21 protein-coding genes are annotated in these 23,979 nt (G+C 60.5%); 11 read left to right on the top strand and 10 right to left on the bottom strand.

The window, feature by feature from the left end; translation table 11 throughout:
* The first annotated feature begins 71 nt into the window (after window positions 1-71).
* The gene (locus EFQ99_RS19480) at window positions 72-860 is read left to right on the top strand and encodes a shikimate dehydrogenase family protein (protein ID WP_126922725.1); all 789 of its coding nucleotides are present in this window, start codon (window positions 72-74) and stop codon (window positions 858-860) included.
* Window positions 861-993: 133 nt separating this feature from the next.
* Here EFQ99_RS19480 and EFQ99_RS19475 read toward each other — a convergent pair whose 3' ends face one another.
* Window positions 994-1,653 carry a GntR family transcriptional regulator gene (locus EFQ99_RS19475; RefSeq protein ID WP_126922723.1) on the bottom strand — a complete coding sequence of 220 codons (660 nt, stop codon included), beginning with the start codon at window positions 1,651-1,653 and terminating at the stop codon, window positions 994-996.
* An 89-nt stretch (window positions 1,654-1,742) separates the two neighbouring features.
* Between EFQ99_RS19475 and EFQ99_RS19470 the strand changes: the two genes are divergently transcribed.
* From EFQ99_RS19470 to EFQ99_RS19440, 7 genes are all read left to right on the top strand, one after another.
* A complete protein-coding gene (locus EFQ99_RS19470; protein WP_245441534.1) occupies window positions 1,743-3,272 on the top strand; it encodes a glycerate kinase type-2 family protein in 1,530 nt (509 codons plus the stop codon).
* Between the two features lies 1 nt (window position 3,273).
* A complete protein-coding gene (gene eno, locus EFQ99_RS19465; RefSeq protein WP_126922721.1) occupies window positions 3,274-4,548 on the top strand; it encodes a phosphopyruvate hydratase in 1,275 nt (424 codons plus the stop codon).
* A complete protein-coding gene (locus tag EFQ99_RS19460; RefSeq protein ID WP_245441533.1) occupies window positions 4,493-5,737 on the top strand; it encodes a tyramine oxidase subunit B in 1,245 nt (414 codons plus the stop codon). The genes eno and EFQ99_RS19460 overlap by 56 nt, the downstream gene beginning before the upstream one ends.
* Window positions 5,738-5,826: 89 nt before the next feature.
* Window positions 5,827-6,519: a dimethylsulfonioproprionate lyase family protein gene (locus EFQ99_RS19455; protein ID WP_126922719.1), complete on the top strand. Its 693-nt coding sequence runs from the start codon at window positions 5,827-5,829 to the stop codon at window positions 6,517-6,519.
* Between the two features lie 167 nt (window positions 6,520-6,686).
* Window positions 6,687-8,042 carry a Glu/Leu/Phe/Val family dehydrogenase gene (locus tag EFQ99_RS19450; RefSeq protein ID WP_126922833.1) on the top strand — a complete coding sequence of 452 codons (1,356 nt, stop codon included), beginning with the start codon at window positions 6,687-6,689 and terminating at the stop codon, window positions 8,040-8,042.
* 148 nt (window positions 8,043-8,190) lie between these two features.
* On the top strand, window positions 8,191-8,646 hold the full coding sequence (panD, locus tag EFQ99_RS19445) for an aspartate 1-decarboxylase (protein ID WP_126922717.1): 456 nt from the start codon (window positions 8,191-8,193) through the stop codon (window positions 8,644-8,646).
* A 507-nt stretch (window positions 8,647-9,153) separates the two neighbouring features.
* The gene (locus EFQ99_RS19440; protein ID WP_164736409.1) at window positions 9,154-10,989 is read left to right on the top strand and encodes a HAMP domain-containing methyl-accepting chemotaxis protein; all 1,836 of its coding nucleotides are present in this window, start codon (window positions 9,154-9,156) and stop codon (window positions 10,987-10,989) included.
* A gap of 186 nt (window positions 10,990-11,175) precedes the next feature.
* Here EFQ99_RS19440 and lpdA read toward each other — a convergent pair whose 3' ends face one another.
* From lpdA to EFQ99_RS19405, 7 genes are all read right to left on the bottom strand, one after another.
* Window positions 11,176-12,573 (bottom strand): dihydrolipoyl dehydrogenase, encoded by a 1,398-nt coding sequence (gene lpdA / locus EFQ99_RS19435; RefSeq protein WP_126922713.1) that lies wholly within the window; start codon window positions 12,571-12,573, stop codon window positions 11,176-11,178.
* A gap of 3 nt (window positions 12,574-12,576) precedes the next feature.
* Window positions 12,577-13,812, bottom strand: a complete 1,236-nt coding sequence (locus EFQ99_RS19430; protein ID WP_126922711.1) for a dihydrolipoamide acetyltransferase family protein — start codon at window positions 13,810-13,812, stop codon at window positions 12,577-12,579.
* Window positions 13,813-13,815: 3 nt separating this feature from the next.
* Window positions 13,816-14,829 carry an alpha-ketoacid dehydrogenase subunit beta gene (locus EFQ99_RS19425; RefSeq protein ID WP_126922709.1) on the bottom strand — a complete coding sequence of 338 codons (1,014 nt, stop codon included), beginning with the start codon at window positions 14,827-14,829 and terminating at the stop codon, window positions 13,816-13,818.
* A 1-nt stretch (window position 14,830) separates the two neighbouring features.
* Window positions 14,831-16,063: a thiamine pyrophosphate-dependent enzyme gene (locus EFQ99_RS19420; RefSeq protein WP_126922707.1), complete on the bottom strand. Its 1,233-nt coding sequence runs from the start codon at window positions 16,061-16,063 to the stop codon at window positions 14,831-14,833.
* 77 nt (window positions 16,064-16,140) lie between these two features.
* Window positions 16,141-17,268: an acyl-CoA dehydrogenase family protein gene (locus EFQ99_RS19415; protein ID WP_126922705.1), complete on the bottom strand. Its 1,128-nt coding sequence runs from the start codon at window positions 17,266-17,268 to the stop codon at window positions 16,141-16,143.
* A 17-nt stretch (window positions 17,269-17,285) separates the two neighbouring features.
* Window positions 17,286-18,473 carry an acetyl-CoA C-acyltransferase gene (locus EFQ99_RS19410; protein ID WP_126922703.1) on the bottom strand — a complete coding sequence of 396 codons (1,188 nt, stop codon included), beginning with the start codon at window positions 18,471-18,473 and terminating at the stop codon, window positions 17,286-17,288.
* A 24-nt stretch (window positions 18,474-18,497) separates the two neighbouring features.
* On the bottom strand, window positions 18,498-19,265 hold the full coding sequence (locus EFQ99_RS19405; protein ID WP_126922701.1) for a 3-hydroxyacyl-CoA dehydrogenase: 768 nt from the start codon (window positions 19,263-19,265) through the stop codon (window positions 18,498-18,500).
* A 132-nt stretch (window positions 19,266-19,397) separates the two neighbouring features.
* Here EFQ99_RS19405 and EFQ99_RS19400 point away from each other — a divergent pair, with 132 nt between their 5' ends.
* A complete protein-coding gene (locus tag EFQ99_RS19400; protein ID WP_208722790.1) occupies window positions 19,398-20,411 on the top strand; it encodes an AraC family transcriptional regulator in 1,014 nt (337 codons plus the stop codon).
* A gap of 7 nt (window positions 20,412-20,418) precedes the next feature.
* Here EFQ99_RS19400 and EFQ99_RS19395 read toward each other — a convergent pair whose 3' ends face one another.
* Both EFQ99_RS19395 and EFQ99_RS19390 read right to left on the bottom strand, forming a co-directional pair.
* Window positions 20,419-20,838 carry a hypothetical protein gene (locus EFQ99_RS19395; RefSeq protein WP_126922697.1) on the bottom strand — a complete coding sequence of 140 codons (420 nt, stop codon included), beginning with the start codon at window positions 20,836-20,838 and terminating at the stop codon, window positions 20,419-20,421.
* Window positions 20,828-21,088 carry a type II toxin-antitoxin system Phd/YefM family antitoxin gene (locus tag EFQ99_RS19390; RefSeq protein WP_126922695.1) on the bottom strand — a complete coding sequence of 87 codons (261 nt, stop codon included), beginning with the start codon at window positions 21,086-21,088 and terminating at the stop codon, window positions 20,828-20,830. The genes EFQ99_RS19395 and EFQ99_RS19390 overlap by 11 nt, the downstream gene beginning before the upstream one ends.
* A 137-nt stretch (window positions 21,089-21,225) precedes the next feature.
* Here EFQ99_RS19390 and EFQ99_RS19385 point away from each other — a divergent pair, with 137 nt between their 5' ends.
* Together EFQ99_RS19385 and EFQ99_RS19380 are read left to right on the top strand one after the other, a co-directional pair.
* Window positions 21,226-22,371 (top strand): isovaleryl-CoA dehydrogenase, encoded by a 1,146-nt coding sequence (locus tag EFQ99_RS19385; protein WP_126922693.1) that lies wholly within the window; start codon window positions 21,226-21,228, stop codon window positions 22,369-22,371.
* The gene (locus tag EFQ99_RS19380; protein ID WP_126922691.1) at window positions 22,368-23,978 is read left to right on the top strand and encodes a carboxyl transferase domain-containing protein; all 1,611 of its coding nucleotides are present in this window, start codon (window positions 22,368-22,370) and stop codon (window positions 23,976-23,978) included. Before EFQ99_RS19385 ends, EFQ99_RS19380 begins: the two co-directional genes overlap by 4 nt.
* Window position 23,979: the final 1 nt, after the last annotated feature.

Below are 23,979 nucleotides of genomic sequence, written 5' to 3'. Positions count from 1 at the left end.
CTGAACACATGCCCCTTTCGGCGGAACGGCGGTAGCGAATGGCTGAGTGCGCTTCGTACAAGGATTGGACGATGATTTCTGGCACTACGAAGATTTTTTATATGGTGGCGCATCCGATCCACCACGTCCGTACTCCGGAGATCATCAATCCGCTTTTTCGCAAGAGAGACCTCAACGCAGTAATGGTTCCGATCCATCTCAGTCGTGAGGACTTCAAGTTGGGATGGGAGGCCATGAAGCGCACGCGCAATCTTGGCGGCGTGGTTGTAAGTGTTCCCTTTAAGGAACGGGCCTTCGACCTTGCGGACGAAGTGGAGGCTTCGGCAGGTGAACTCGGGGCCGCCAATGTCGTGCGACGCGAAGAAGATGGTCGAATGATTGCTACTAATCTCGACGGTCGAGGCTTTTTGGACGGGGTGTTGAACGGCGGGACAGATGCACGCGGTCGCGACGCTTTGGTCGTTGGGGCTGGCGGTGCGGGAAAGGCTATCGCCTTTGCACTGGCGAAATGCGGTGTCCGCTCGCTTAGAGTCGACGACGTCGAGGCAGCACGTGTGGAAGATCTCGTCGGACGGGTCCAAACAGCCTACCCAGCTTTGAACGTCGGCAAGGCGCCCGCAGATCTTTCCAGCATCAATCTCGTTGTCAATGCCACTCCGTGCGGCCTGAACCCCGACTCCGATCCGCTTCCCGTGGACGGCTCGAAGCTACGATCCGACATCCTCGTTGCGGACATCATAATGAAGCCGCGCGAGACCCCTTTGCTCAAAGCGGCGATAGCGACCGGGTGCGATATTCGATATGGCGCAGGCATGCTCGATGCCCAGATTGATCTTATGGTCGCTTATTTCGGCTACTGACTTTGAAGGCGAGAACACGAAGTACGGTGGCGCATCAGTGACCGTCCGCCAAAGCATCTACTCGGATTCCGATCGTCGACGAGCTCTCGACAAACATCGCGATGACGCAGCCTCGGCGTTTGACGTTCGCGGGTCACATCGAGCTTGTCAGCTTCTCGCCTTCAACAAGGTTATGTCGTTCCGAAAGCTCGCCGGCAAGAGACGGGTTCCCGTCCCGGATGGCGCGAAGAATTGGTTCGTGTTGTGCGACGATCTCGATGGGATCGCTGATCAGGGCGTCGCTCGAATGAATGTAGACCCTGATCTGCTGTTCGATGAGTTCGTATTGCATGACCAACCGTTCATGGCTCGCCGCATTTACGATCGACTTGTGGAAGGCGAAATCGGCTTCGGCGATCGAGGTCGGCTTCCCGATTTCGCATTCACGCCTGAGCGTTTCGAAACTCGCCGCAATCGCAGCTACGCTTTTTTCGTCGCTTTTTGTAGCCGCCAACTGGGCCGCCAGTCGCTCGACCGCGCCACGAAGGGTGTAGAGCTCCCAAATATCCGTCGGCGTCAGCTCAATGACGGTCCATCCGGTGTATGGGACGAGCTTTACCAACCCTTCCTTACCCAGTTGATGCAGAGCGGTCCTGACGGTTGCGCGGGAGAGGCCCATCTCTTCGGAAAGCTGTATTTCAGTAAGACGGGACCCCGGAGCGATCGAGCCGTCGACGATCTGGCTCCGAAGTACGCTGAGCGCGCGCGCATCTGCCGGCATCTTCTGGATTTTTGGTAGTTTGACCTGCGTCATACGGATCCTCTGCGCGTCAAGGAACCACCTATATGGGCACGGCTAACATTGAACAAGGACAAAAATACTGCAAAAATTAATGAGGGCTATTGTCGACAATAGCCCTTTGCGCTAAAAGTCAAATCAAGCAAAGCCCACCTCGGCCTCAACCGATTATCTCCAACCTCCAGCGAGTAGCTGTACACGAGGAGTGCATATCCGTGTCCGCAATGACGAAGATACGAAACGCCCCTGCCATTCTTTCTCAGGGGGACATTTCCTCCCGGAGAATCGTGCTGGACATCGCCGATCGGACGCTCGAGCGGCTCGACAGTTACAAGCGCATTCGCAGCATCATGCGGCTTGAAGGAGGCATCCTCCATATCGGAATGAAGACCTGGGACCTGTCGAAGAAGCGCAACGTCTATCTCTTCGGCGCCGGAAAGGCCTGCAACCATATGGCAATGGCCGTCGATCATGTGCTGGGCGATCGCCTCACTGCCGGCATCGCCATCGTGAAGATCTATGAAGAGAGCGATCGGTTCAACAAGACCGAGGTGTTTGTCGGCGGCCATCCACTTCCGAATGAGGAGGGCTATCGGGCCTCTAAGAAGATCATCGAGATCGTCGACCAAGCTGACCCGCAGGACCTCTTCATTGCCGTGATCAGCGGCGGAAGCTCGGCACTTATGTCTTGTCCTATCGACGGCATCACCCTCCAAGACGAAATCGACACGACCGATGTGCTGCTGAAGTCGGGTGCGGGCATCTACGAGATCAATGCCGTGCGCCGGCACATCTCGGCTCTCAATGGCGGTATGCTCGCCAAACGCATCCAAGACGTCGGCGCCGAACTGATTGGTTTCGGCATAAGCGACGGCGTCGGCACCCCGGCGACTGGCGACATCGCGGTCCCGCACGCTGCCTACAAGAGCACGCCGATCGGTCCAGATGCGACGACGCTCGATGACGCGCGAGCCACCATCGTCAATTTCGACGTCGCTGATCGACTGCCGCCCAGGGTGGTCGATTATCTGATGAACGCCGGCCCCGAGAAGGAAACGCCAAAAGCGTTCCCGAGCAACACGTACTTCCTGCTCAACTCGCTGCCCGATTCCTGCATCTATGCCAAAGAAGTCGCTGAGAAGATGGGAATCCCTGCGATCATCGTCTCATCCTTCCTCGAAGGGGAGAGCAAGGACGCCGGCACGTTCTTCGCGTCTATGGCGCGCGAGATCCAGGCATATGGCAATCCGATCAAAGCGCCGTGCGTCCTACTGAGCTCTGGCGAGGTGACCACGCAGATCCTCGACAACAGCGTGATCAAGGGGCACGGCGGGCCAGGGCAGGAGATGGCTGTCGGCTTTGCGATCATGGCAGCGAAGACTAAGGGCGCCTGCCTCCTCTCTATCGACAGCGAGGGCACCGATGGGACCGCGAAGGCTGCCGGTGGCATCACCGACTCGGCGAGCTTCGCGGCCGCCGCCGCCAAAGGCATCAACCTCCATCAGACGTTGCGCGAGCATAGCTGCTTCGAGGCCCTCGATGCGATCGGCTCGGCCGTCTTCACGGGGAACACCGGCACGAACCTCTGCGACCTCAACATTCTCTACGTTCCAGCCCTGAAGGATGGCCAGTAAGATGGAAGACAAGATCGTATCGGTGACCGCTCAGCAGATCATCGACTGCAAATGCCGACCGGCCGTTGAGGTCGAAGTTCGCACAGAAAGTGGTGCGATTGGTCGTGGCGCTGCCCCGACTGGTACCTCCGTGGGGATGCATGAAGCCTTCGTGCTTCGCGACGGAGACAAATCGACATACGGCGGCCTTAGCGTTCACAAGGCCGTCGAGAAAGCTGAGAAGGTTATCGGCCCGGCACTAGTCGGCATGAATGTGTTCGACCAGCGCGCCATAGACGAGAAAATGATCGCGCTGGATGGGACACCCGATAAGAAGAGCCTTGGTGGAAACACAATCTATTCGGTTTCGATCGCCACGTTCCGGGCCGCCGCCGATGCGCGGCGCATCCCGCTCTATAATCATATCGCCGGCGGTGACGTCAAAACAGTTCCGGTTCCGTGTTTCAACGTCATCAATGGCGGCAAGTACGAGGGGTTCACCCAATCCTTCAACGAATTCCTGATCGTTCCCTATGGCACGGATAGCATCGACCTCTCGATCGAGATGGCTGTGACGGTATTCCAGAAGCTGGGCGAAGTTCTGACCTCGCACCTCGGCCACAAGCCCCAGGTCGCCAGCTCGTATGGCTACGCGGCCCCGTCCGACGATCCCGAGGTGCTGCTTGGACTCATGCAGCAGGCCATTGACGCGTGCGGCTACACTGGTTGCATCGCGTTCGCGCTCGATTGCGCGTCGAGCGAGGTCTACGATGCCGAGACCCGCACCTACCTTCTTAAAAGCAAGCGCGTGACGACCGACGAGTTGATCGCCTATGCGAAGGAACTCACCAGCAAGTTCGACTTCGTCTTCATCGAGGACCTTCTCGACGAGAACGATTGGGAAGGTTACATCAAGGCAAACCGGGAATTGGATCGGACACTTATTCTCGGTGACGATCTCACGGTAACCAAGCTCGACTATCTCAAGCGAGCATACGAAACCCATGCAGTCAGCGGCTTCATTCTGAAGCCAAACCAGGTCGGCACGATCACCGAAGCTTTGGATGCCTACCAGTTCGCGGACAGTCATGGAATGATCGCCGTACCATCGGGTCGGTCGGGCGGCGTCGTGGACGACGTAGTGATGGACTTCTCCGTTGGACTTCAGGTTCCGTTCCAGAAGAACGGGGCACCCCGATCGGGTGAGCGGATCGAAAAGCTGAACTTCCTGATGCGCGCAAATGCACGAAGCGCAGGAAGCCGCCTCTACGACATTAAGCCTCTCCTCAAATTCTGAAGAACCTGACGCGGTCGGGCCAGGTATCCAACAAGCATTCACCAACACACCCGGAGGGTTGAAACCAATGACTACGAAAATCGACTTCCTGTATCTTTCCGAACCTGACATGATCGAGGCTGGCGTCCTTGACGCGGCCCGTTGCGTAACGGTCTGCGAAGAGACATTCAGCCTGCTTGGTAAGGGCGACTACCTGATGGGTGGCGCCAACCACAATAACCACGGTCTGAACATCGTGTTCCCGAAGGAAACGAAGTTTCCGAACATGCCGGTTGCAGGACCGGATCGCCGTTTTGCAGCTATGCCAGGTTATCTGGGTGGACGCTTCGATGTCTGTGGCAACAAGTGGTACGGTTCGAACCACGCCAATACGCAAAAGGGCCTGCCCCGCTCGATCTTGACCATGATGTTGAACGACAAGGACACGGGCGCGCCGCTGGCTCTCATGTCCGCCAACCTGCTAAGCGCCGCGCGTACGGGCGCCGTTCCAGGTGTTGCGGCCAAGCGTTTGGCAAACAAGGACGCCAAGGTTGTTTCGGTCGTCGGTTGTGGGCCTATCAACAAGTCCTGCTTCACGGCGATCATGACGCAGCTTTCTGCAGTGGAGAAGGTTGTCTGCTTTGACGTCTTTCTCGACAAGGCTAACGAACTGGCCCGCTGGGTGGAGGAATCCTACAAGGTCAAAGCGGTCGGTGTAGAAGATGCGGAGGCTGGCTTCCGGGACGTCGACGTCATTACCGTCGCGGCATCCCGTCTGAAGCCACTGTTCTTCAAGGACGAATGGATCAAGGAAGGTGCGACCATACTTGTATCCGGTCCCGTCAACGCCGACGAATCCTTCCTGACGGGCTGCAAGATCGTCTACGACCACACGGCCCTTCAGGAGGCCTACGTGGAAGACGCGATCGCATCGGGCAACAAGGATGCCTACTACAGCGGTGTCATTGGCGGCCCGTTCTATCGGCTGATTGATGCCGGTAAGCTGCCGGCCCTGAAGGACTCGACGGGTCTCGGCGATGTTGTGAACGGCACGAAGCCAGGCCGTGAGAGCTCGAAGGATCGTATCATATTCATCGCGTGCGGCATGGCAGTCTTCGACATTAGCTGGGGCTATGAACTCTATGAGAACGCCAAAGCGCGCGGGATCGGGCAGTCGTTGAACCTCTGGGACAAGCCAAGCATGGCTTGAGCAGGAACGGCTGCGGCCAGCGGAGTTGCCGCAGCCGTTTCTTTGCCATTCTTGTCGAGGCTCTTGTCCGTCTATTGAGAGAGGCTTGCGTGAATCCATTTTCAATCGAAGCCGGAGAGGCTCCAGTAGAGCATTTTCTTGGCGCCAAGTTCTGTAAAATTCAGGAGGAGGACGACGGGTCAGCCAGTAGGTCGCAAGCGCTCCGGAAGCTCGTGAAGGCGTTGGAGGACATGCTGCTTCAGCAGAGTCCTGGTGTTCCTGGCACGCTTCCGGGCTGCAAGATGCTAGGCATCCTTCAAGCTTCCGGCATCAGGCAATGCGCCACGTTTGTAATGACGCCGTTCGAACTCAGGGCTGACCTTGACCATGCGCTGAAGGCGTTGGCTGCAGGAGGACCCAACTCCCGCGGTATTTCGGATGCGCTGGCCACGCTATGCGACGGTCTTGGGTGGTACTCAGCGCAGAGCGGCCCGTTCGCAAGTTTGAACTTCGAACGGGGGCACGCGCATGCGCTGCTCGGCATCACGACAGGAGGAACGGACAAAGGTTCGGTGCTCTTTGGCGTCACTGTAATGAGCAGGTACACGAGGTTCCCGGATCACGCCGTGAAGCTCCCTCGCGTGATGTTTCCGTTATCGGAAGGGGAATATCTGAATGCTAGCGGCATGTGGATTGAGGGGCAGATCGGCGCTCCCATAACCTGCGTCGCTGGTCGCGATTTCGCAATGCGGACGGCCGCGAAGCCGCTTTTGGCTCTTTGGTGTCAAAGGCACTTACCCTGACGGCATTGCCAAAACAACCGTCGCATCTTCACGTTCACCATCGGGCTGCGCAGGACCGCACGCTTCGCCATACAGAGGAAACTAGCTTGGATCACGTCGGCAAATCAAACGAGCAGATTGGCGACTCGCCGTTTCTGGAGAGCGTCGAAGCTTACATTGATCGAGCGATGACGCATCTCGATCTCAGCGAAGGTCTGGCGGAGCGTATCAAGGCGTGCAACTCCACATACACGGTTCGCTTCGGCGTTCGACTTCGCGGTCGGATGTACAGCTTCACGGGCTGGCGCTCCGTCCACAGCGAACACGTCGAACCTGCAAAGGGCGGGATCCGTTATTCGCTTCTTTCCGATCAGGAAGAGGTGGAGGCGCTCGCGGCGCTCATGAGTTTGAAATGCGCGGTGGTTGACGTCCCTTTCGGAGGCTCGAAGGGTGCCCTGAAAATTGATCCCAACGAATGGGAGGCGCATGAGCTCGAACGCATCACGCGCCGGTTCACACAGGAGCTTGCCAAGCGGAATCTCATCTGCCCTGGTCGAAATGTTCCGGCGCCCGACATGGGAACCGGTGAACGCGAAATGGCTTGGATGGCAGACGAATACAAGCGCACCGGTCCTTCCGACGTCATGAACGCGAACGCCTGCGTTACTGGAAAACCTCTGGCGCGAGGAGGTATCGCCGGCCGCACCGAGGCTACCGGTCGGGGCGTCCAGTACGCGATCCAGAGCTATCTTCGCGACATGGACGAAAACGGCATCGACGGCCGGCGCGATCTCCGTGGCTTGTCTGTGGTCGTTCAAGGCTTCGGAAATGTCGGCTACCACGCAGCCAAATTTCTGAGCGAGGAAGACAACGCAAAGATCGTTGCCCTTGTCGAACGCGATGGATACATCACCAATCCAGACGGTCTTCCGGTCGAGGAGGTCAAGCGGTTCCAGGGACTGCACGGGACCATTCTCGGCTTTCCCGGCGCGACCAGTTTCGCGTCCCCTTCGGAAGGAATCGAACTGCCTTGTGACATCCTTATCCCTGCAGCGATGGAGAACGCCATTACCGCAGCGAACGCGTCTAGAATAAAGGCAAGGCTGATCGCTGAGGGAGCGAACGGTCCGGTTAGCTTCGAAGCTGAGCGTCAATTGGCGGATCGAGGTGTCGTCGTGCTGCCTGATCTGTTCGTCAACGCCGGGGGCGTTGTGGTGAGCTATTTCGAATGGGTCAAGAACATCACCCATATTCCGTTTGGGCTCATGGAGCGACGCCGCCGCGAACGCCGAAATCTGCAGATCACCTATGCGATGGAAGCGATGACGCAATCCCAGTTTCCGGAAGATCTCCGGGACGAATTTCTGGAAGGCGGAGCTGAGATCGACCTCGTCCGCTCAGGCCTGGAAGACGTTATGCGCAATGCGTACGACAAGATTGCAGAGAAGAAGCGCTCCTCTCCGAGCATTACAACCTTCCGAACAGCCGCGTATGTCATCGCGATCAGCAAAATCGCCGAGGCATACAAGGCGATCGGCATTTAGACGAACTGGACGGTCAGCCGGGTGCGCACACAAGTCTCTGGCAGGCCGAAAAGTGGTGTCGGGAAATGATAGCCGCTTGAGGCCTCCGCCGTCGGCTGTCGTTACCCGCGCTTTCATTACGAAAATAAAATTTTCCTAGGAGGACAAAATGAGAAAGTTGGTTGCCGGCAAGCTGCACGGCATTCGTGTGACAGAGGCGAACCTGAATTACCATGGGTCAATCACCCTCGATCCCGATCATTGCGAGCAGGCCGGCATTCTTCCGATGGAGTTTGTGGAGATCTGGAACAAGAATTCCGGCGAGCGTATCTCGACCTATGTAATATGGGGCGAGCGCGGGTCCAGATGCTGTGTCCTCAACGGAGCTGCAGCCAGGACATGCCAGCCAGGAGACCAGGTAATCGTCTGTAATTCGATCTATCTGGACGACAGCAAGCTCACCGAGCTCAAGCCCAAAGTCTTAACCTTCGACACCGATAACAACGTAGCAGAGCGACTTACGTATTCGGTGACTAAGGACGTGCACGACGGTTATCGATTCGAGATACTCGACGATTCAGCCCAAAGTCTTTCCGTGCCTCTGCTCGTCTCTGGAAAGACTTGAGGCGGCGGTTCGGCAAAAGATGCCTTGCGATGTCAGATAACCCATGAAAGCGCTTTCACTGCATCAGGTGCGGCGGCACGCGGTGAAGGGTAGGAGCCACAGTGCCTGCACAGAACGTGGCGGCGCCTGCTGCCGCGCTCGCTTCCTCGAGACATGACTTACAGCCTGGACCAGGGTTTTGCTTTGGTGATCGGGGTTTCCTGAGATTGTTGTTAGTTGTCTCGTCGACAAATGTCTTAGGCGTGATGTCGCGGCCTGGGAACACGTTGCTGGGACAAGTTTGAGTGTTCTGCGCCGAACCAACAGAGGCCCATACCTTTTACGAAGGGGCTCTTCAACGTCCCGACTGCACCTGTGACACCCGTTTTAATCAGCTTCTTGCGGGCCAAATTGCCTAACTGCGGCAATTCAACAAAAATTAACTGTTCTCTGGAAGTATATCGATATATTAATATGTAGTGGGCATCGATGATGAAATTCCTACCTTTCCTTAAGAAATTGCCGTCGATGATAACGCTTTCAATGCGCGCCAAGGTTGGGCTCGCGATGGGGTTGTTGCTCCTTAGCAACGTCGGTTTAGGGATAGCTGGGTTGGACCGACTAAAAGAAGTAAATACGACCGCAACGCTTATAGCCAACAAATGGCTCCCCTCTGCGCAAAGTCTCGGCTTGCTCGCGGCACGTTTCGAGACCGTGCGCTCGCGTCAATTGCAACTACTCCTCGCAAATGAAGACGATCGTCAGAAGGCGGCGCGCGAGTTGGAAACCGGGGTCCTCGATATGGCGGATTCGCTTAAAGAGTTCAGAGCGTTCGCGACCGGTGAGGACGAGACCAAGAGCGCTGACAATATTTCGCTCACCTACGACGCCTACATGAAGTTCACCGGGCCTTTGGCCGAGACGCTCTCAACTGGCGACACGGCAGGAGCACATGAACTGCTGCTTGGCCGGTCACAGCCGTATCTCAAGGGCATCCGAGATGCGATCAAACGGGGGCAGCGGTACCAGAAAGAGATTTCAACATCCGCTGTCGCTTTGGGCGCAGAAGCAGCCGACGAGGCTCATTTGTTTTTCATCATTAGCTTAGGGATGGTGAGCATTGTCTGCGTTGGCGCATTCGCGTGGATGCAGGCGCGCATTGCCTCGCCGATCGTCAAGCTCACGAACGCAATGCAGGCTTTGACCACAGGAAGTCGATCAGTTGCCGTACCCGGTCTGGTCCGGCGAGATGAGATCGGCTCGATGGCTCAAGCACTAGCCTTTTTCGGAAAAGCCTTGGATGAGCGCCGAATTCTTGAAGATGAACAGAAGCGGCTACACAGTGAGACGGATCACCGTTTGCGTTCGACGGAACAGGCATTCGAGGCTGCAAGCGTTGAGCAACGGAGAGCCCTGTCCGTCCTTCGTGACGGATTGGTACATCTGTCCAAGGGAGACTTGACCGTCCGGATCGCCCAAGCACTTTCATCGGAGTATGAGGATCTCAAAACCAACTTCAACGACGCGGTTGAGGCATTGGAGCGGACGGTCGCTTCCGTTGCAGAGACGGTTGTCGCCGTAAACCAGACCGCGGCTCAGATGACCGCTATTTCTGATGAACTTGCGAGACGAACCGAACAACAAGCCGCGTCTGTCGAAGAGGCAGCCGCAGTACTATCAGAAATTACCTCTACCGTGGGACGGACCGCGTCCGGGGCGTCAAACGCCAACGAGGTCGTTCGGTCCGTCCAACTGGAAACAAAGCAGTCCGAAAGGGTTGTCGAGAGTGCCGTCGCAGCAATGGGTGAGATCGAGGGATCGTCATCTCAAATGTCGCAAATTATCGCAACAATCGATCAGATCTCCTTTCAGACCAATCTTCTGGCATTGAACGCAGGCGTTGAGGCGGCCCGCGCCGGAGAAGCTGGAAAAGGCTTCGCTGTAGTTGCGGCTGAGGTCCGCTCGCTTGCTCAAAGTTCGGCGAGCGCTGCAAAGGAAATCAACAGCCTTATTTCCACGTCGGGCGGTCAGGTTTCACACGGAGTCGAACTAGTTGGCAAAGCTGGTTCGACGCTTAAACTCATCGCCTCGCGATTCGAGCAGATCGCGTCGATCGTACGCGAGATTTCCGTGGGCTCAAACCATCAGGCTGAAGGGTTGCGGGGCGTGAATGCGGCTGTAACAAGGATTGATCAAATGACCCGGGAAAACGCTCATTTGGTAGATGATTGGAATAAAATTGTGCAGGAAATTCTCCGCAGGTCTCAGGATCTAAAGGTTTCCGTCTCGGGACTGAGGCTTCGATCGCACCTTGTAATGGAAGGCGCAGAGGCATTTTCGTCTAAACGTTATTTGTCTCGGTAGACATTAGTTCCATAATATCCGTTATGCAATTTTTGCATCTATTTGATGTATGTTATCTCAACAAACAACTTATGAGTGATTTCGCAGACCTGATGGTCGAGTTGCGAGTGTCGGCTCAACAAATTGCCAAGAAATCCGGGGGCCAAATATGGTTTCGGGGATCGCCATATCCGGCCGGAGCTCGGCTCAAATATGCAGCGCGCTGCCCAGAGCTTTCAATGCCGCCTCCATCATCGCCTCGCTGCGGGTCGGATGCGCGTGGATGGTGCCGGCGATGTCTTCCAGGCGTGCGCCCATCTCGATGGCCAATGCGAAAGCAGCCGAGAGCTCGGAGACCCCGGCACCCACCGCCTGCAGGCCGAGCACGAGGTTGGTGTCGGCACGCGCTACGACGCGCACGAAACCCTCTTCGGATAGCATAGTCATCGCCCGTCCGTTGGCGCTGAAGGGAAACTGGCCGGTTCGGATCTCATAGCCTTGGGCCTGGGCTTCCGCCGGCGAGAGGCCGGCGCTGATGATCTCCGGGTCGGTGAAGCAGATGGCGGGGATGCAGCGCTTGTCCCACGCCCGCTTCTTGCCGGCGATGATTTCGGCCACCATCTCGCCTTGCGCCATGGCACGATGGGCAAGCATCGGTTCGCCGGTCACGTCGCCGATCGCATAGATGCCGCGCATTGAGGTGCGGCAGCGATCGTCGATCCTCAGATAGGGGCCGGCGCGATCGAGATCGAGTTCTTCGAGGCCGGAGCCCGCGGTCCTTGGGCGGCGACCGACGGTCACGAGGATGCGGTCCGCCGGCAGGGTCTCTCGCCGGCCATCCGATGTTTCGACGATCAAAGCTCCGCCATCGTCGGCAAGGCCGATCGCCTTCGCCCCCGTCAGCACGCGGATCCCGCTTTCGGTGAGTTTGCGCATGACGGGACGCACCAACTCGGCATCATAGAGCGGCAGCACCTGCGGCGTTGCCTCCACGACCGTCACCTCCGAGCCCATCTTAGCAAACGCTGTCCCAAGCTCCAGACCGATATAACCGCCGCCGACCACGAGGAGTTTTTTCGGCAGCTCCGTGAGCGACAGCGCCTCGGTCGAGGAAATGACGCGGCCGCCGAAAGGCAGGCTGGCAAGCTCGACCGGATCGGAGCCGGTGGCGATCACTACCGTCTCGGCACGGATGATCTGCTGGCCAGTTTCGGTCTCCACCTCCACCGTCTTGCCGTCGCGGAAGCGGGCTCGGCCATGGACGATCTTGACGCGTGCCTTCTGTAAGAGGCCGGAGACGCCACTCGTCAACCGGCCGACAATGCCATCCTTCCAGGCGATCGTTCTGGAAAGATCGATGGCCGCACCCTCGACGCGGATGCCCATCGGATTCCTGCCGGCAAGCATTTTTTTCGTGGCCTCGAATTCCTCGGCCGCATGGATCAGCGCCTTGGAGGGAATGCAGCCGACCGTCAGGCAGGTGCCGCCCGGCTTGCCGGCCTCGACGATGACGGTATCGATGCCGAGCTGGCCGGCGCGGATGGCGCAGACATATCCGCCCGGACCGGCGCCGATGACCAGGAGCTTGCAGACAATCTCTTTCATGGATCAGCCTTCGATGAAAATGAGGGCCGGCGTTTCGAGCAACGTGCGGATGCGCTGCACGAAGGTTGCCGCATCCCAGCCGTCGATGATGCGATGGTCGAAGCTGGAGGAGAGGTTCATTATTTTGCGCGGCACGAACTGCGCGCCGTCCCAGACCGGCCGCGTGGCGATCTTGTTGACACCGATGATCGCCACTTCGGGGTGATTGATGACGGGCGTCGAGGCGATACCGCCGAGAGCGCCCAGCGAGCTGATGGTGATGGTGGAGCCGGAAAGCTCGTCGCGCGTCGCAGTACCGGATCGCGCCGCTTCCGCCAACCGGTTCATCTCCGCGGCGCAATCCCAGATGCCGCGGGCTTCCGCATGCCGCACCACAGGTACGGTCAGGCCGGCCGGCGTCTGTGTCGCGATACCGATATGCACGGCGCTATGGCGCGTGATGATGCCGGCGTCGTCGTCGAAGGTGGCGTTGACCTCCGGCTGTTCGGATATCGCCTTGACCAGCGCCCGCATCAAAAAGGGCAGAACGGTCAACTTCGGGTGACCTGCCCGGCGATCACCGTTCATGGTGGCGCGCAGCTCCTCGAGCGCCGTCATGTCCATTTCCTCCACGTAAGTGATGTGGGGGATGCGCGAGGTGGAGAGAACCATCTTTTCGGCGATGCGCCGACGCAGGCCGGTCAGATTGATCTCCTCGGTTGCCGTCTTCCTGGCAAAGCCGTTCTTCACCGTTGCAGGAGCGGTCCCGGCCCCCTGGGCGAGAAACTGCTCGATATCCTCGCGCAGGATACGTCCGGCCGGTCCGCTCCCCTGCACCTGCCTGAGATCGACGCCACTTTCCCTGGCGAAGAGCCGCACGGAAGGAGCGGCGAGCGGCTTTTCGGCCGGCGCTGCCACGGGCGCCGGCGGCGGCGGGGCAGGCTTCGCAATCTCAGTTTTGGTCGTTTCGGCAATCGGCGTCTGCGAGATCTGCATCGGCTGGGCTTCGCCGACATCTCCCGCCGTCTCGATCCGCACCAAGGGCGCCTTGACCGCGATGCGGTCTCCGACCTCGCCGGCAAGCCAGATGACGGTGCCGTCGACGGGAGAGGGAATTTCCACCGTCGCCTTGTCGGTCATGACGGCGGCGATCACCATGTCCTCACGGACGGGATCTCCTGCCTTCACATGCCATTCCACAAGCTCGGCCTCGGCGACCCCTTCCCCGACATCGGGCATCTTGATGATGAATTCGCCCATGGCTCAGGCCTCCATGACTTCGGCAAGCGCCCGCCCGACACGGCCGGGACCGGGAAAATAGTCCCACTCCTGCGCATGCGGATAGGGCGTGTCCCAGCCGGCAACGCGAACGACTGGCGCTTCGAGATGATAGAAGCAATGTTCCTGCACCAGCGCCACGACTTCGGCGCCGAAGCCCGATGTCAAGGTCGCCTCATGCACGACGACGCAACGGCCGGTCTTGGAGACCGATTGGACGATCGTATCGAGATCGAGCGGCAGCAGGCTTCGGAGATCGATCACCTCGGCATCGATGCCGGCATCCTCGGCCGCGGCAAGCGCCACATGCACCATCGTGCCATAGGCAACCACAGTCACCGCCGATCCCGTGCGCCGCACCTCGGCTTTGCCGATCGGGATGGTGTAATGGCCATCGGGCACCTCGCCGAGATCGTGTTTCGACCAGGGCGTCACCGGCCGCTCGTGATGGCCGTCGAAGGGACCGTTATAGAGCCGCTTCGGCTCAAGGAACATGACGGGATCGGGATCCTCGATCGCTGCAATCAGCAGGCCTTTGGCGTCATAGGGATTGGAAGGCACGATGACCTTCAATCCGCAGACATGGGTGAAGAGCGCTTCCGGGCTCTGACTGTGGGTTTGGCCGCCGAAGATGCCGCCGCCTGTGGGCATACGCACGACGATCGGGCAGGTGAAATCGCCGTTGGAACGGTAGCGGATGCGCGCCGCCTCCTGCGTCAGCTGGTCATAGGCCGGATACATGTAGTCGGCGAACTGGATTTCGACACAGGGCTTCAGCCCATAGGCCGCCATGCCGATCGCCGTGCCGACGATCCCGGATTCGCTGATCGGCGTGTCGAAGCAGCGTGTCCTGCCGTACTTTGCCTGCAGGCCCTGGGTCGAGCGGAAGACGCCGCCGAAGTAACCGACATCCTCGCCGAAGACCACGACATTGTCATCCCTAGCCATAGAGACATCCATGGCACTGCGCACGGCCTCGATCATCGTCATTCTGGTCATGTCAGTACCCCGCCTTCTGCCGCTGGCGACGGATATGCGGTGGCATCTCGGCATAGACGCCCTCGAAAATATCGCGCACCGAAGGCTTGCCGCCGGCATGCAGCGTGCCATGCGTTTCTGCCTGGCGCTGCGCTTCGATCACCTCGTCCATAATTTCGGCTTCGGCCTGCACATGCCGCTCCTCCGACCATGCGCCCTTGACGATCAGATGTTTTTTCAGCCGCAGCACGGGGTCGCCGAGCGGCCAGGCCTCCGATTCCGTCTTTGGCCGGTAGGCACTCGGATCGTCTGAGGTCGAATGTGCGCCAACGCGATAGGTCACATATTCGATCAGCGTCGGGCCAAGATTGCGGCGCGCGCGCTCGGCCGCCCAGCGGGCGACGGCATGGACGGCGAGATAGTCGTTTCCATCGACCCGCAGCGCCGGAATGCCGAAGCCGAGGCCGCGGGCGGCAAAAGTGCCGGAGCCGCCGCGGGCAATGCCCTGGAAGGTGGAGATCGCCCACTGATTGTTGACGATATTGAGGATGACCGGCGCCTTGTAGGTCGAGGCGAAGACGAGCGCCGAGTGGAAATCCGATTCCGCCGTTGATCCGTCGCCGATCCAGGCCGCGGCAATGCGGCTGTCGTTCTTGATCGCCGAGGCCATTGCCCAGCCCACAGCCTGCACATATTGCGTGGCGAGATTGCCCGAGATGGTGAAGAAGCCGTGCTCCTTGGACGAGTACATGATCGGCAGCTGCCGGCCGCGCAGCGGATCGCTCTCGTTCGAGTAGATCTGGTTCATCATCTCGACCATCGGGTAGTCGTCGGCGATCAAGAGGCCCGCCTGACGATAGGTCGGGAAATTCATGTCTCCCTTGTTGAGCGCTTTGCGGAAGGCACAGCTGACCGCCTCTTCGCCGAGATGCTGCATGTAGAAGGAGGTCTTGCCCTGCCGCTGCGCCATCAGCATGCGAGCGTCGAAGGCGCGCAGCTTCATCATGTTGCGAAGCCCGGTCAGCAACTCCTCGTCTGAGAGCGAGCCCGCCCACGGACCAACCGGTTCGCCATCGCGGTTCAGCACGCGGATGATCGAATAGGCAAGATCGCGAATATCTTCGGATGCGACATCCACCTCCGGCCGCGGCACGGAGCCCGCCTTGGCGATCTTGACGTTGGAAAAATCAGGCTGGCCGCCCGGGCGGACGGCGGGTTCGGGGACATGCAGGCTCAAACGAGCGGAATCCACCATATTTTTCTTTCCTCCCTTTGCCGGCCCTGCTCCCCTCCCCGGAAGCGGACCGGATGTCATTCCTATAGATTGCGGGCCTATAGATTGCGGGCGATCACCATGCGCTGCACATCACTCGTTCCCTCATAGATCTGGCAGATGCGCACATCGCGATAAATCCGCTCGACCGGATAATCGGCCATGTAGCCGTAACCGCCGTGGATCTGGATCGCGTCGGAGCAGACGCGCTCGGCCATCTCCGAGGCAAAGAGCTTCGCCATCGAAGCTTCCGAGAGGCAGGGAAGCTCCGCCTCCCGGAGGGAAGCGGCATGAAAGACGAGCTGGCGCGCCGCCTCGATCCGCACCGCCATGTCTGCAAGGCGGAAGGCAACGGCCTGATGTTCGAAAATCGGCTTGCCGAAGGCCGTACGCTCCTTGGCGTAATCGCGCGCTGCCTCGAAGGCCGCGCGCGCCATGCCGACGGCCTGCGCGGCAATGCCGATCCGCCCGCCCTCGAGATTGGCGAGCGCGATGCGATAGCCTTCGCCTTCCGCACCCAGCCTGAAATCCGCAGGAATGCGCATGTTGTTGAAGGCGATTTGGCAGGTATCGGTGGAATGTAGACCGAGCTTTTCCTCGACGCGGATTACCTCGTAGCCCGGCGTCTCCGTCGGCACGATGAAGGCGGTGATGCCTTTCTTGCCGGCGTCGGGATCAGTGACGGCGAAGACGATGATCACGTTGCCGTTCTTGCCCGAGGTGATGAACTGCTTGGCGCCGTCGAGCACGTAGTGATCGCCGTCACGCCGGGCTCGGGTCTTCAGGTTCGAGGCATCGGAACCGGCCTGCGGCTCGGTAAGCGCAAAGCCGCCGATCCATTCGCCGCTGGCGAGCTTCGGCAGGAAGCGCTGCCGCTGCTCCTCGGAGCCGAATTTCAGGATCGGCACGCAGCCGACGGAGCTGTGCACGCTCATGATGGTGGAACAAGGTCCGTCGCCGGCGGCAATCTCCTCCAGTGCGGCGGCATAGGCGATCACACCGGTATCCGAGCCGCCATAGGCCTCCGGCACCAGCATGCCGAGCAGCCCGAGTTCACCCATCTCCTTCAATTCCTCGCGCGGAAAGAGATGCTCCCGGTCGCGTCTGGCCGCCCCCGGCGCCAGCCGGTCGCGGGCAAAATCGCGGGCGAGATCTGAGATTTGCTGCTGGAGGTCGGAAAGGATCATCTGTTTCTTCCCCTCTCCTATTGCCGCTCGATCGCGACTGCCGTCGCCTCGCCGCCGCCGATGCAAAGCGCGGCCATGCCGCGCTTCAGGTCGTAGCGCTCCAGCGCCGCAAGCAGCGTCACCAGGATGCGGGCTCCGGAAGCGCCTATGGGATGGCCGAGCGCGCAGGCGCCGCCATGCACATTGACCTTTTCATGCGGCAGGTCGAGATCGCGCATCGCCGCCATGGCGACGACGGCGAAGGCCTCGTTGATTTCGAAGAGATCGACCTCCGAGAGCGCCAGGCCGGTACGATCGGACAATTTCTGAAGCGCGCCGATCGGCGCGGTGGCGAAAAGATTGGGTGCCTGAGAATGGGTGGCGTGGCCGAGGATGGTGGCAAGCGGCCTCAGGCCGCGGCGATCCGCCTCCGAGCGGCGCATCAGCACCAGGGCTGCCGCGCCATCGGAGATCGAGCTGGAATTGGCAGCCGTCACCGTGCCGCCGTCACGGAAGGCCGGCTTCAGCGTCGGGATCTTGTCGGGTTTCGCCTTTCCCGGCTGTTCGTCGCGGCTCGCCACCTGCTCTGATTTGCCCGATTTCACGGTGACCGGCACGATCTCGCTTTCGAAGTAACCTTCGGCGATCGCCTTCTGCGCCCGCGTCAGCGAGGCAATGGCATAGGCATCCTGCGCCTCGCGCGTGAACTGATAGGCCTCGGCGCAATCCTCCGCGAAGCTGCCCATCAAGCGCCCCTTGTCATATGCATCCTCCAGCCCGTCGAGGAACATGTGATCCACGACACGCCCATGGCCGAGCCTATAGCCGCCGCGGGCCTTGTCCAGGAGATAGGGCGCATTCGTCATGCTTTCCATGCCGCCCGCGGCAGCTATCGAGCCACTGCCGGCCGTAATCAGATCATGAGCCATCATGACCGCCTTCATGCCTGAGCCGCACATCTTGTTGACGGTGCTGGCCCCGGTCGCGAAGGGCAAGCCGGCATGGATCGCAGCCTGGCGCGCCGGCGCCTGCCCCTGGCCAGCCGGCAGCACGCAGCCGAAGACAACCTCCTCGATCGCCTCGGCCTCGACGCGGCTCCGCTCAAGTGCCGCCCGGATCGCCGCTGCTCCAAGCTCGGGCGCTGTCGCCTCTTTCAGCTCTCCCTGAAAGCTGCCGATCGGGGTGCGCGCCGCACCGACGATGACGATGGGATCCTGCAAAACCATCTTTCCCTCCTTCGAGCGACGCGCTTACCGCGCGCCCATCCGCAATGCGCCGTCGAGGCGGATCACCTCGCCGTTCAGCATGTTGTTTTCAAAGATATGGCGCACCAGCCCGGCAAATTCCGTCGGACGTCCGAGCCGCGGCGGAAACGGCACGCTCTTGCCGAGCGCTTCCCGCACCTCCGTCGGCATGCCGGCCATCATCGGTGTCTCGAAGATGCCGGGCGCGATCGACACGACGCGAACGCCGTGGCGGGCAAGCTCGCGGGCAATCGGCAGCGTCATCGCCGCCACACCACCCTTGGAAGCGGCATAGGCCGCCTGGCCGATCTGGCCGTCGAAGGCGGCAACCGAGGCTGTATTGACGATCACGCCGCGCTCACCTTCCGCATCCGGCTCAGTCTTCTCGATCGCCGCGGCGGCAAGCCGGATCATGTTGAACGTGCCAATGAGATTGATGGAGACCGTGCGCGCAAAGCTTTCCAACCGGTGCGGCCCGTCGCGGCCGATCACCTTTTCGGCGGGCGCCACGCCCGCGCAATTGACCAATCCGCGCAAACTGCCGAAGGCTTCGAGGGCTGTGGCAACCACTGCCGTTCCCTGCTCAGCATCGGTTACATCGGCCTTGACGAAACGGGCATCGCTCCCGAACTCCCGGGCGATCTCTTCGCCCGCTTCGGCATTGAGATCGGCGATCGTCACGCGTCCGCCTGCCTCGACAAGTGTGCGCACCGTTGCCGCACCGAGGCCTGAGCCGCCCCCGGTCACGATGAAACTTGCACCTCGGATCAGCATGAATGTTCCTCCCTGCCGGCCGCGCCCTCCTCAAAGCGCAACCGACAGGTACGATTCTATTCGCTCCACCTATTGCAAGCGATGACAGAACTGCTCCATTATTTCGGCCAGTTTTGCCATAGCGAGGATGGGATGGCCGAGATCGAACGACGGATGATCGCGCCGGGCTTTGTGGAGGAGGCGCTCGACAGTCTGCGGCGGCTCGGCAAACCGACGGCGCCGATCCTTGACCGCGTCGGCTTGCTATCCCGAGACGACCTGCTCGTCGACCAGCCGGTTTCGGCGGAAACCTATGGGGCACTCTGGCTGGCAATCGCCGCCGAACTCGACGATGAATTCTTCGGCATGGGCGCACGGCCGATGCGCAGCGGCAGCTTCACGCTGCTTTGCCATTGCGTGCTGCATGCGCCGACGCTCGGGCATGCGCTACGCCGAGCCCTGCGCTTCCTCGATGTCGTGCTCGACGATCCCCGGGGGCGCCTCGTCATCCGCGATGGACTGGCCGAGATCGAACTCCGGGATGCCGGCGGCCCGCGTTCGGCCTTCGCCTACCGCACCTATTGGATCATCCTGCACGGCATCATCTGCTGGCTGGTCGGCCGGCGCATCCCGATCCGCCTCGTCGATTTCCGCTGCCCTGAGCCGAAACAAGGCGCCGACTACCGGCTCTTCTTTGGCGCACCCGTGCGCTTCTCGCAACCGATCAGCCGCCTCGGCTTCGACAGCGCCTTGCTCGACCTGCCGATTTCACGCAGCGAACAGGCGCTCAAACAGTTCCTGCGCGGCGCCCCCGCCAATATTCTGGTGCGCTATCGTTATGATGCCGGCATCGCCGCCGCCGTCCGCCGCCGCTTGAGCCAGGCAACGCCGGGTATGTGGCGGAGCTTCGCCGAACTCGCCGCCGACATGCGCATGCCGCCCTCAACGTTACGCCACCGCCTGCACGATGAGGGACAAAGCTATGCTGCCATCAAGGACGACATCCGCCGGGATCTCGCCGTCGAGCTGTTGCTGAACACGCCAAGGGCCATCGGCGAGATCGCGGTGCAGCTCGGCTATTCCGAACCCAGCGCCTTCTTCCGCGCCTTCCGCAAATGGATGGGCAGGAGTCCCGAGGTTTTTCGCCGGGAGGGAGCGGAAAATTGAGGGCGTGTCAGTCGAGTCGGTTGATCCGACCCGATTGACCTCGCGCTTTCGCGAACATGGCGGCAATCTTCATCGCGAAGGTCTTGCTGAATCGACCAAGAACCTCCTGATGAGGTTCGATGTACCAGGAACGCTCGACGACATCGTAATTGTATTCGTCGACGACGATCCAACTCTGCTTGAGATCACCGAGACCGGCGCGCCGACGTTCGATATCGGGAATCTCCAGCGCAATCCTTCCCGCCTCCGGCGGCTGTGTGGTGATTGCCAGAAGGACGAGATGCGTATTTCCATCGCTCGCACTGCGGATCGCCACGACCACACAGACCGGGCGCTGTTTGCGCCCCTCGGTCTCGCCACGCTGCTGCTGCCATGCCCAGAGATAGGGATAGGTTATCACCTCGCCAGGGCGAAACTCATGGCTCATCGTCGTAGCCTTCACCGTGCGCCAGCCGCTCGATCGCGTCGTCGAACAATTCGGCATGCTCGTCCGGCATCTCCGAAATGTGATGGGCACGGCGCGGGTCCCCGCCGCTGCGCATCCGCTCGTAATGCTCATAGCTCATCAGCACGAAACGCGGCTTGTTGTGGCGGGTGAGGACGACCGGCTCGCGGCTCGCGGCATCGGTGACATCGCCGACCTGCTTGTTGAGATCACCTGTCGTAAACTGTCGCATGGATATCATCTCCGCTTCGTTCTCCATATATTCCATGTTTTCCATATTTTCAAGAAAAGGAGCTCTCCGCTCGCATTATTCAACGGCACTTTGAACCTGCCGCAACCCGCGCTACATATTTCAGCGGGAGGAGTGCCATGTTTGATTTTTCGCTCGGCGAAACCGCGGACGCGATCCGCGAAACGACGGCGCGGTTTGCCGCCGATCATATTGCTCCGATTGCCGCGGAGATCGACGAAAGCAACACATTTCCACGCCAGCTCTGGCCTGAAATGGGTGCGTTAGGCCTGCACGGGATCACCGTCGAGGAAGAATTCGGTGGCGCCGGTCTCGGTTATCTCGATCATGTCATTGCCATGGAGGAGGTCTCGCGCGCCTCGGCGTCCGTCGGCCTCAGCTACGGCGCCCATTCCAATCTCTGCGTCAACCAGATCCGCCGCTGGGCCTCGCCGGAGCAGAAACGCCGCCATCTGCCGAAGCTGATCTCCGGCGAACATGTCGGCTCGCTTGCGATGTCAGAGGTGGGCTCCGGTTCCGATGTCGTCTCCATGCAGCTGCGCGCCGACAAGAAGGGCGACCGCTATGTCCTGAACGGCACCAAGTTCTGGATCACCAATGCACCGCACGCCGATGTGCTTGTCGTCTATGCCAAGACAGATCCCGCCGCCGGCCCGAAAGGCATTTCCGCCTTCATCATCGAAAAGGGCCTGCCCGGCTTCAGCGTCTCGAAGAAGCTCTCCAAGCTCGGCATGCGCGGCAGCGACACGGCCGAACTGGTCTTTCAGGATTGCGAGGTGCCGGCCGAGGCGCTCATGGGCCGAGAGGGAGAGGGCGTGAAGATCCTGATGTCCGGTCTCGATTACGAGCGCGCCGTGCTGGCCGGCGGGCCGCTCGGCATCATGCAGGCCTGCCTCGATGTCGTGTTGCCCTATGTCAGGGATCGCAAGCAATTTGGCAAGGCGATCGGCGATTTCCAGCTGATGCAGGGCAAGATCGCCGACATGTATGTCGCGCTGAATTCGGCCCGCGCCTATGTTTATTCCGTCGCCCGCGCCTGCGATGCCGGCCGCACGACGCGCACCGACGCAGCCGCCGCAATCCTCTTTGCCAGCGAGAATGCCGTGAAAGTGTCGCTGGAGGCGATCCAGGCGCTCGGCGGCGCCGGCTATACCAAGGAATGGCCGGTCGAACGCTTCCTGCGTGACGCCAAGCTCTACGATATCGGCGCCGGCACCAACGAGATCCGCCGCTACCTGATCGGCCGGGAGCTCATTGCATCATGACGGTGATTTCCTCGGCGATCGATCGCGACAACGAGATTTTCAAGACCAATGCAATCAAGAACCGAGCGCTCGTCGACGAGCTCTACGAGCGTTCGACGAAAGCCCGCGACGGCGGTTCGCAGGCAGCCCGTGAGCGCCATACCGGTAAGGGCAAGCTCCTGCCGCGCGACCGCATCCAGCTTTTGCTCGATGCCGGCAGCCCCTTCCTGGAGATCGGTGCGCTGGCGGCCAACGGCATGTACGGCGACGAGGCGCCAGGCGCCGGCATCATTACTGGCATCGGCCGCGTTTCCGGCCGCGAGGTGATGATCGTCGCCAATGACGCGACGGTGAAGGGTGGGGCCTATTACCCCCTGACAGTGAAAAAGCATCTGCGGGCGCAAGAGATCGCCCTGCAGAACCGGCTGCCCTGCCTCTATCTCGTCGATAGCGGCGGCGCCAATCTTCCGCATCAGGCCGAGGTCTTTCCCGACCGCGACCATTTTGGCGCGATCTTCTACAATCAGGCGCAGATGTCGGCCGAGGGAATCCCACAGATCGCCTGCGTCATGGGAAGCTGCACCGCCGGTGGCGCCTATGTGCCCGCCATGTCGGACGAAACGGTGATCGTGCGCAATCAGGGCACGATCTTCCTCGCCGGTCCCCCGCTGGTCAAAGCCGCGACCGGCGAGATTATTTCGGCCGAGGAGCTCGGCGGCGCCGAGACCCATGGCCGCCGCTCCGGCGTCGTCGATCATGTCGCCGAAAACGACGAACATGCGCTGCTTCTGGTGCGCGATATCGTCGCCAGCCTCAACAGCGTCAAATCGGTCGATATCGACCTCAAGCCGCCACGACCGCCGAAACTCGATCCCGAGGATCTCTGCGGTCTCATCCCCGAGGACGTGCGCTCGCCCTATGACGTGCGCGAGGTCATCGGCCGCATCGTCGACGGCTCGGAACTGCATGAGTTCAAGCCGCTCTACGGCACCACGCTGGTCTGCGGCTTCGCCCGCATCTGGGGCATGCCGGTCGCCGTCATCGCCAATAACGGCGTGCTGTTTTCCGAAAGCGCACTGAAGGGCGCGCATTTCATCGAGCTCGCCTGCCAGCGCCGCGTACCCCTGCTCTTCCTGCAGAACATCTCCGGCTTCATGGTCGGCGGCCGCTATGAGGCCGGCGGCATCGCCAAGGACGGGGCAAAGCTGGTGACGGCGGTCGCGACCGCGACCGTGCCGAAGATCACCGTCATCATCGGCGGCAGCTTCGGCGCCGGCAATTATGGCATGTGCGGCCGCGCCTATCGGCCGCGTTTCCTCTTCACCTGGCCGAACAGCCGCATCAGCGTCATGGGGGGCGAACAGGCGGCTTCCGTGCTCGCCACCATCCGCCGCGACGCGCTTGAAGCGCGCGGCGAGGATTGGCCTGTCGATGAGGAGGAGGCCTTCAAGGCGCCGATCCGCGCCGGCTATGAGGCCGAAGGCAATCCCTATTATGCCACAGCCCGCCTCTGGGACGACGGCATCATCGATCCCAGCCAGACACGCGATGTGCTGGGCCTTGCCTTTTCCGCCTGCCTGAATGCGCCGATCCCTAGAGGGACGCGCTTCGGCCTGTTCAGGATGTGAC

Origin of the sequence: Rhizobium vallis (assembly GCF_003985155.1) — a bacterium.
GTDB lineage: Bacteria > Pseudomonadota > Alphaproteobacteria > Rhizobiales > Rhizobiaceae > Rhizobium > Rhizobium vallis.
Note: the sequence above shows the minus strand (reverse complement) of the source record. Positions and strands in the feature narration are given on the sequence as shown.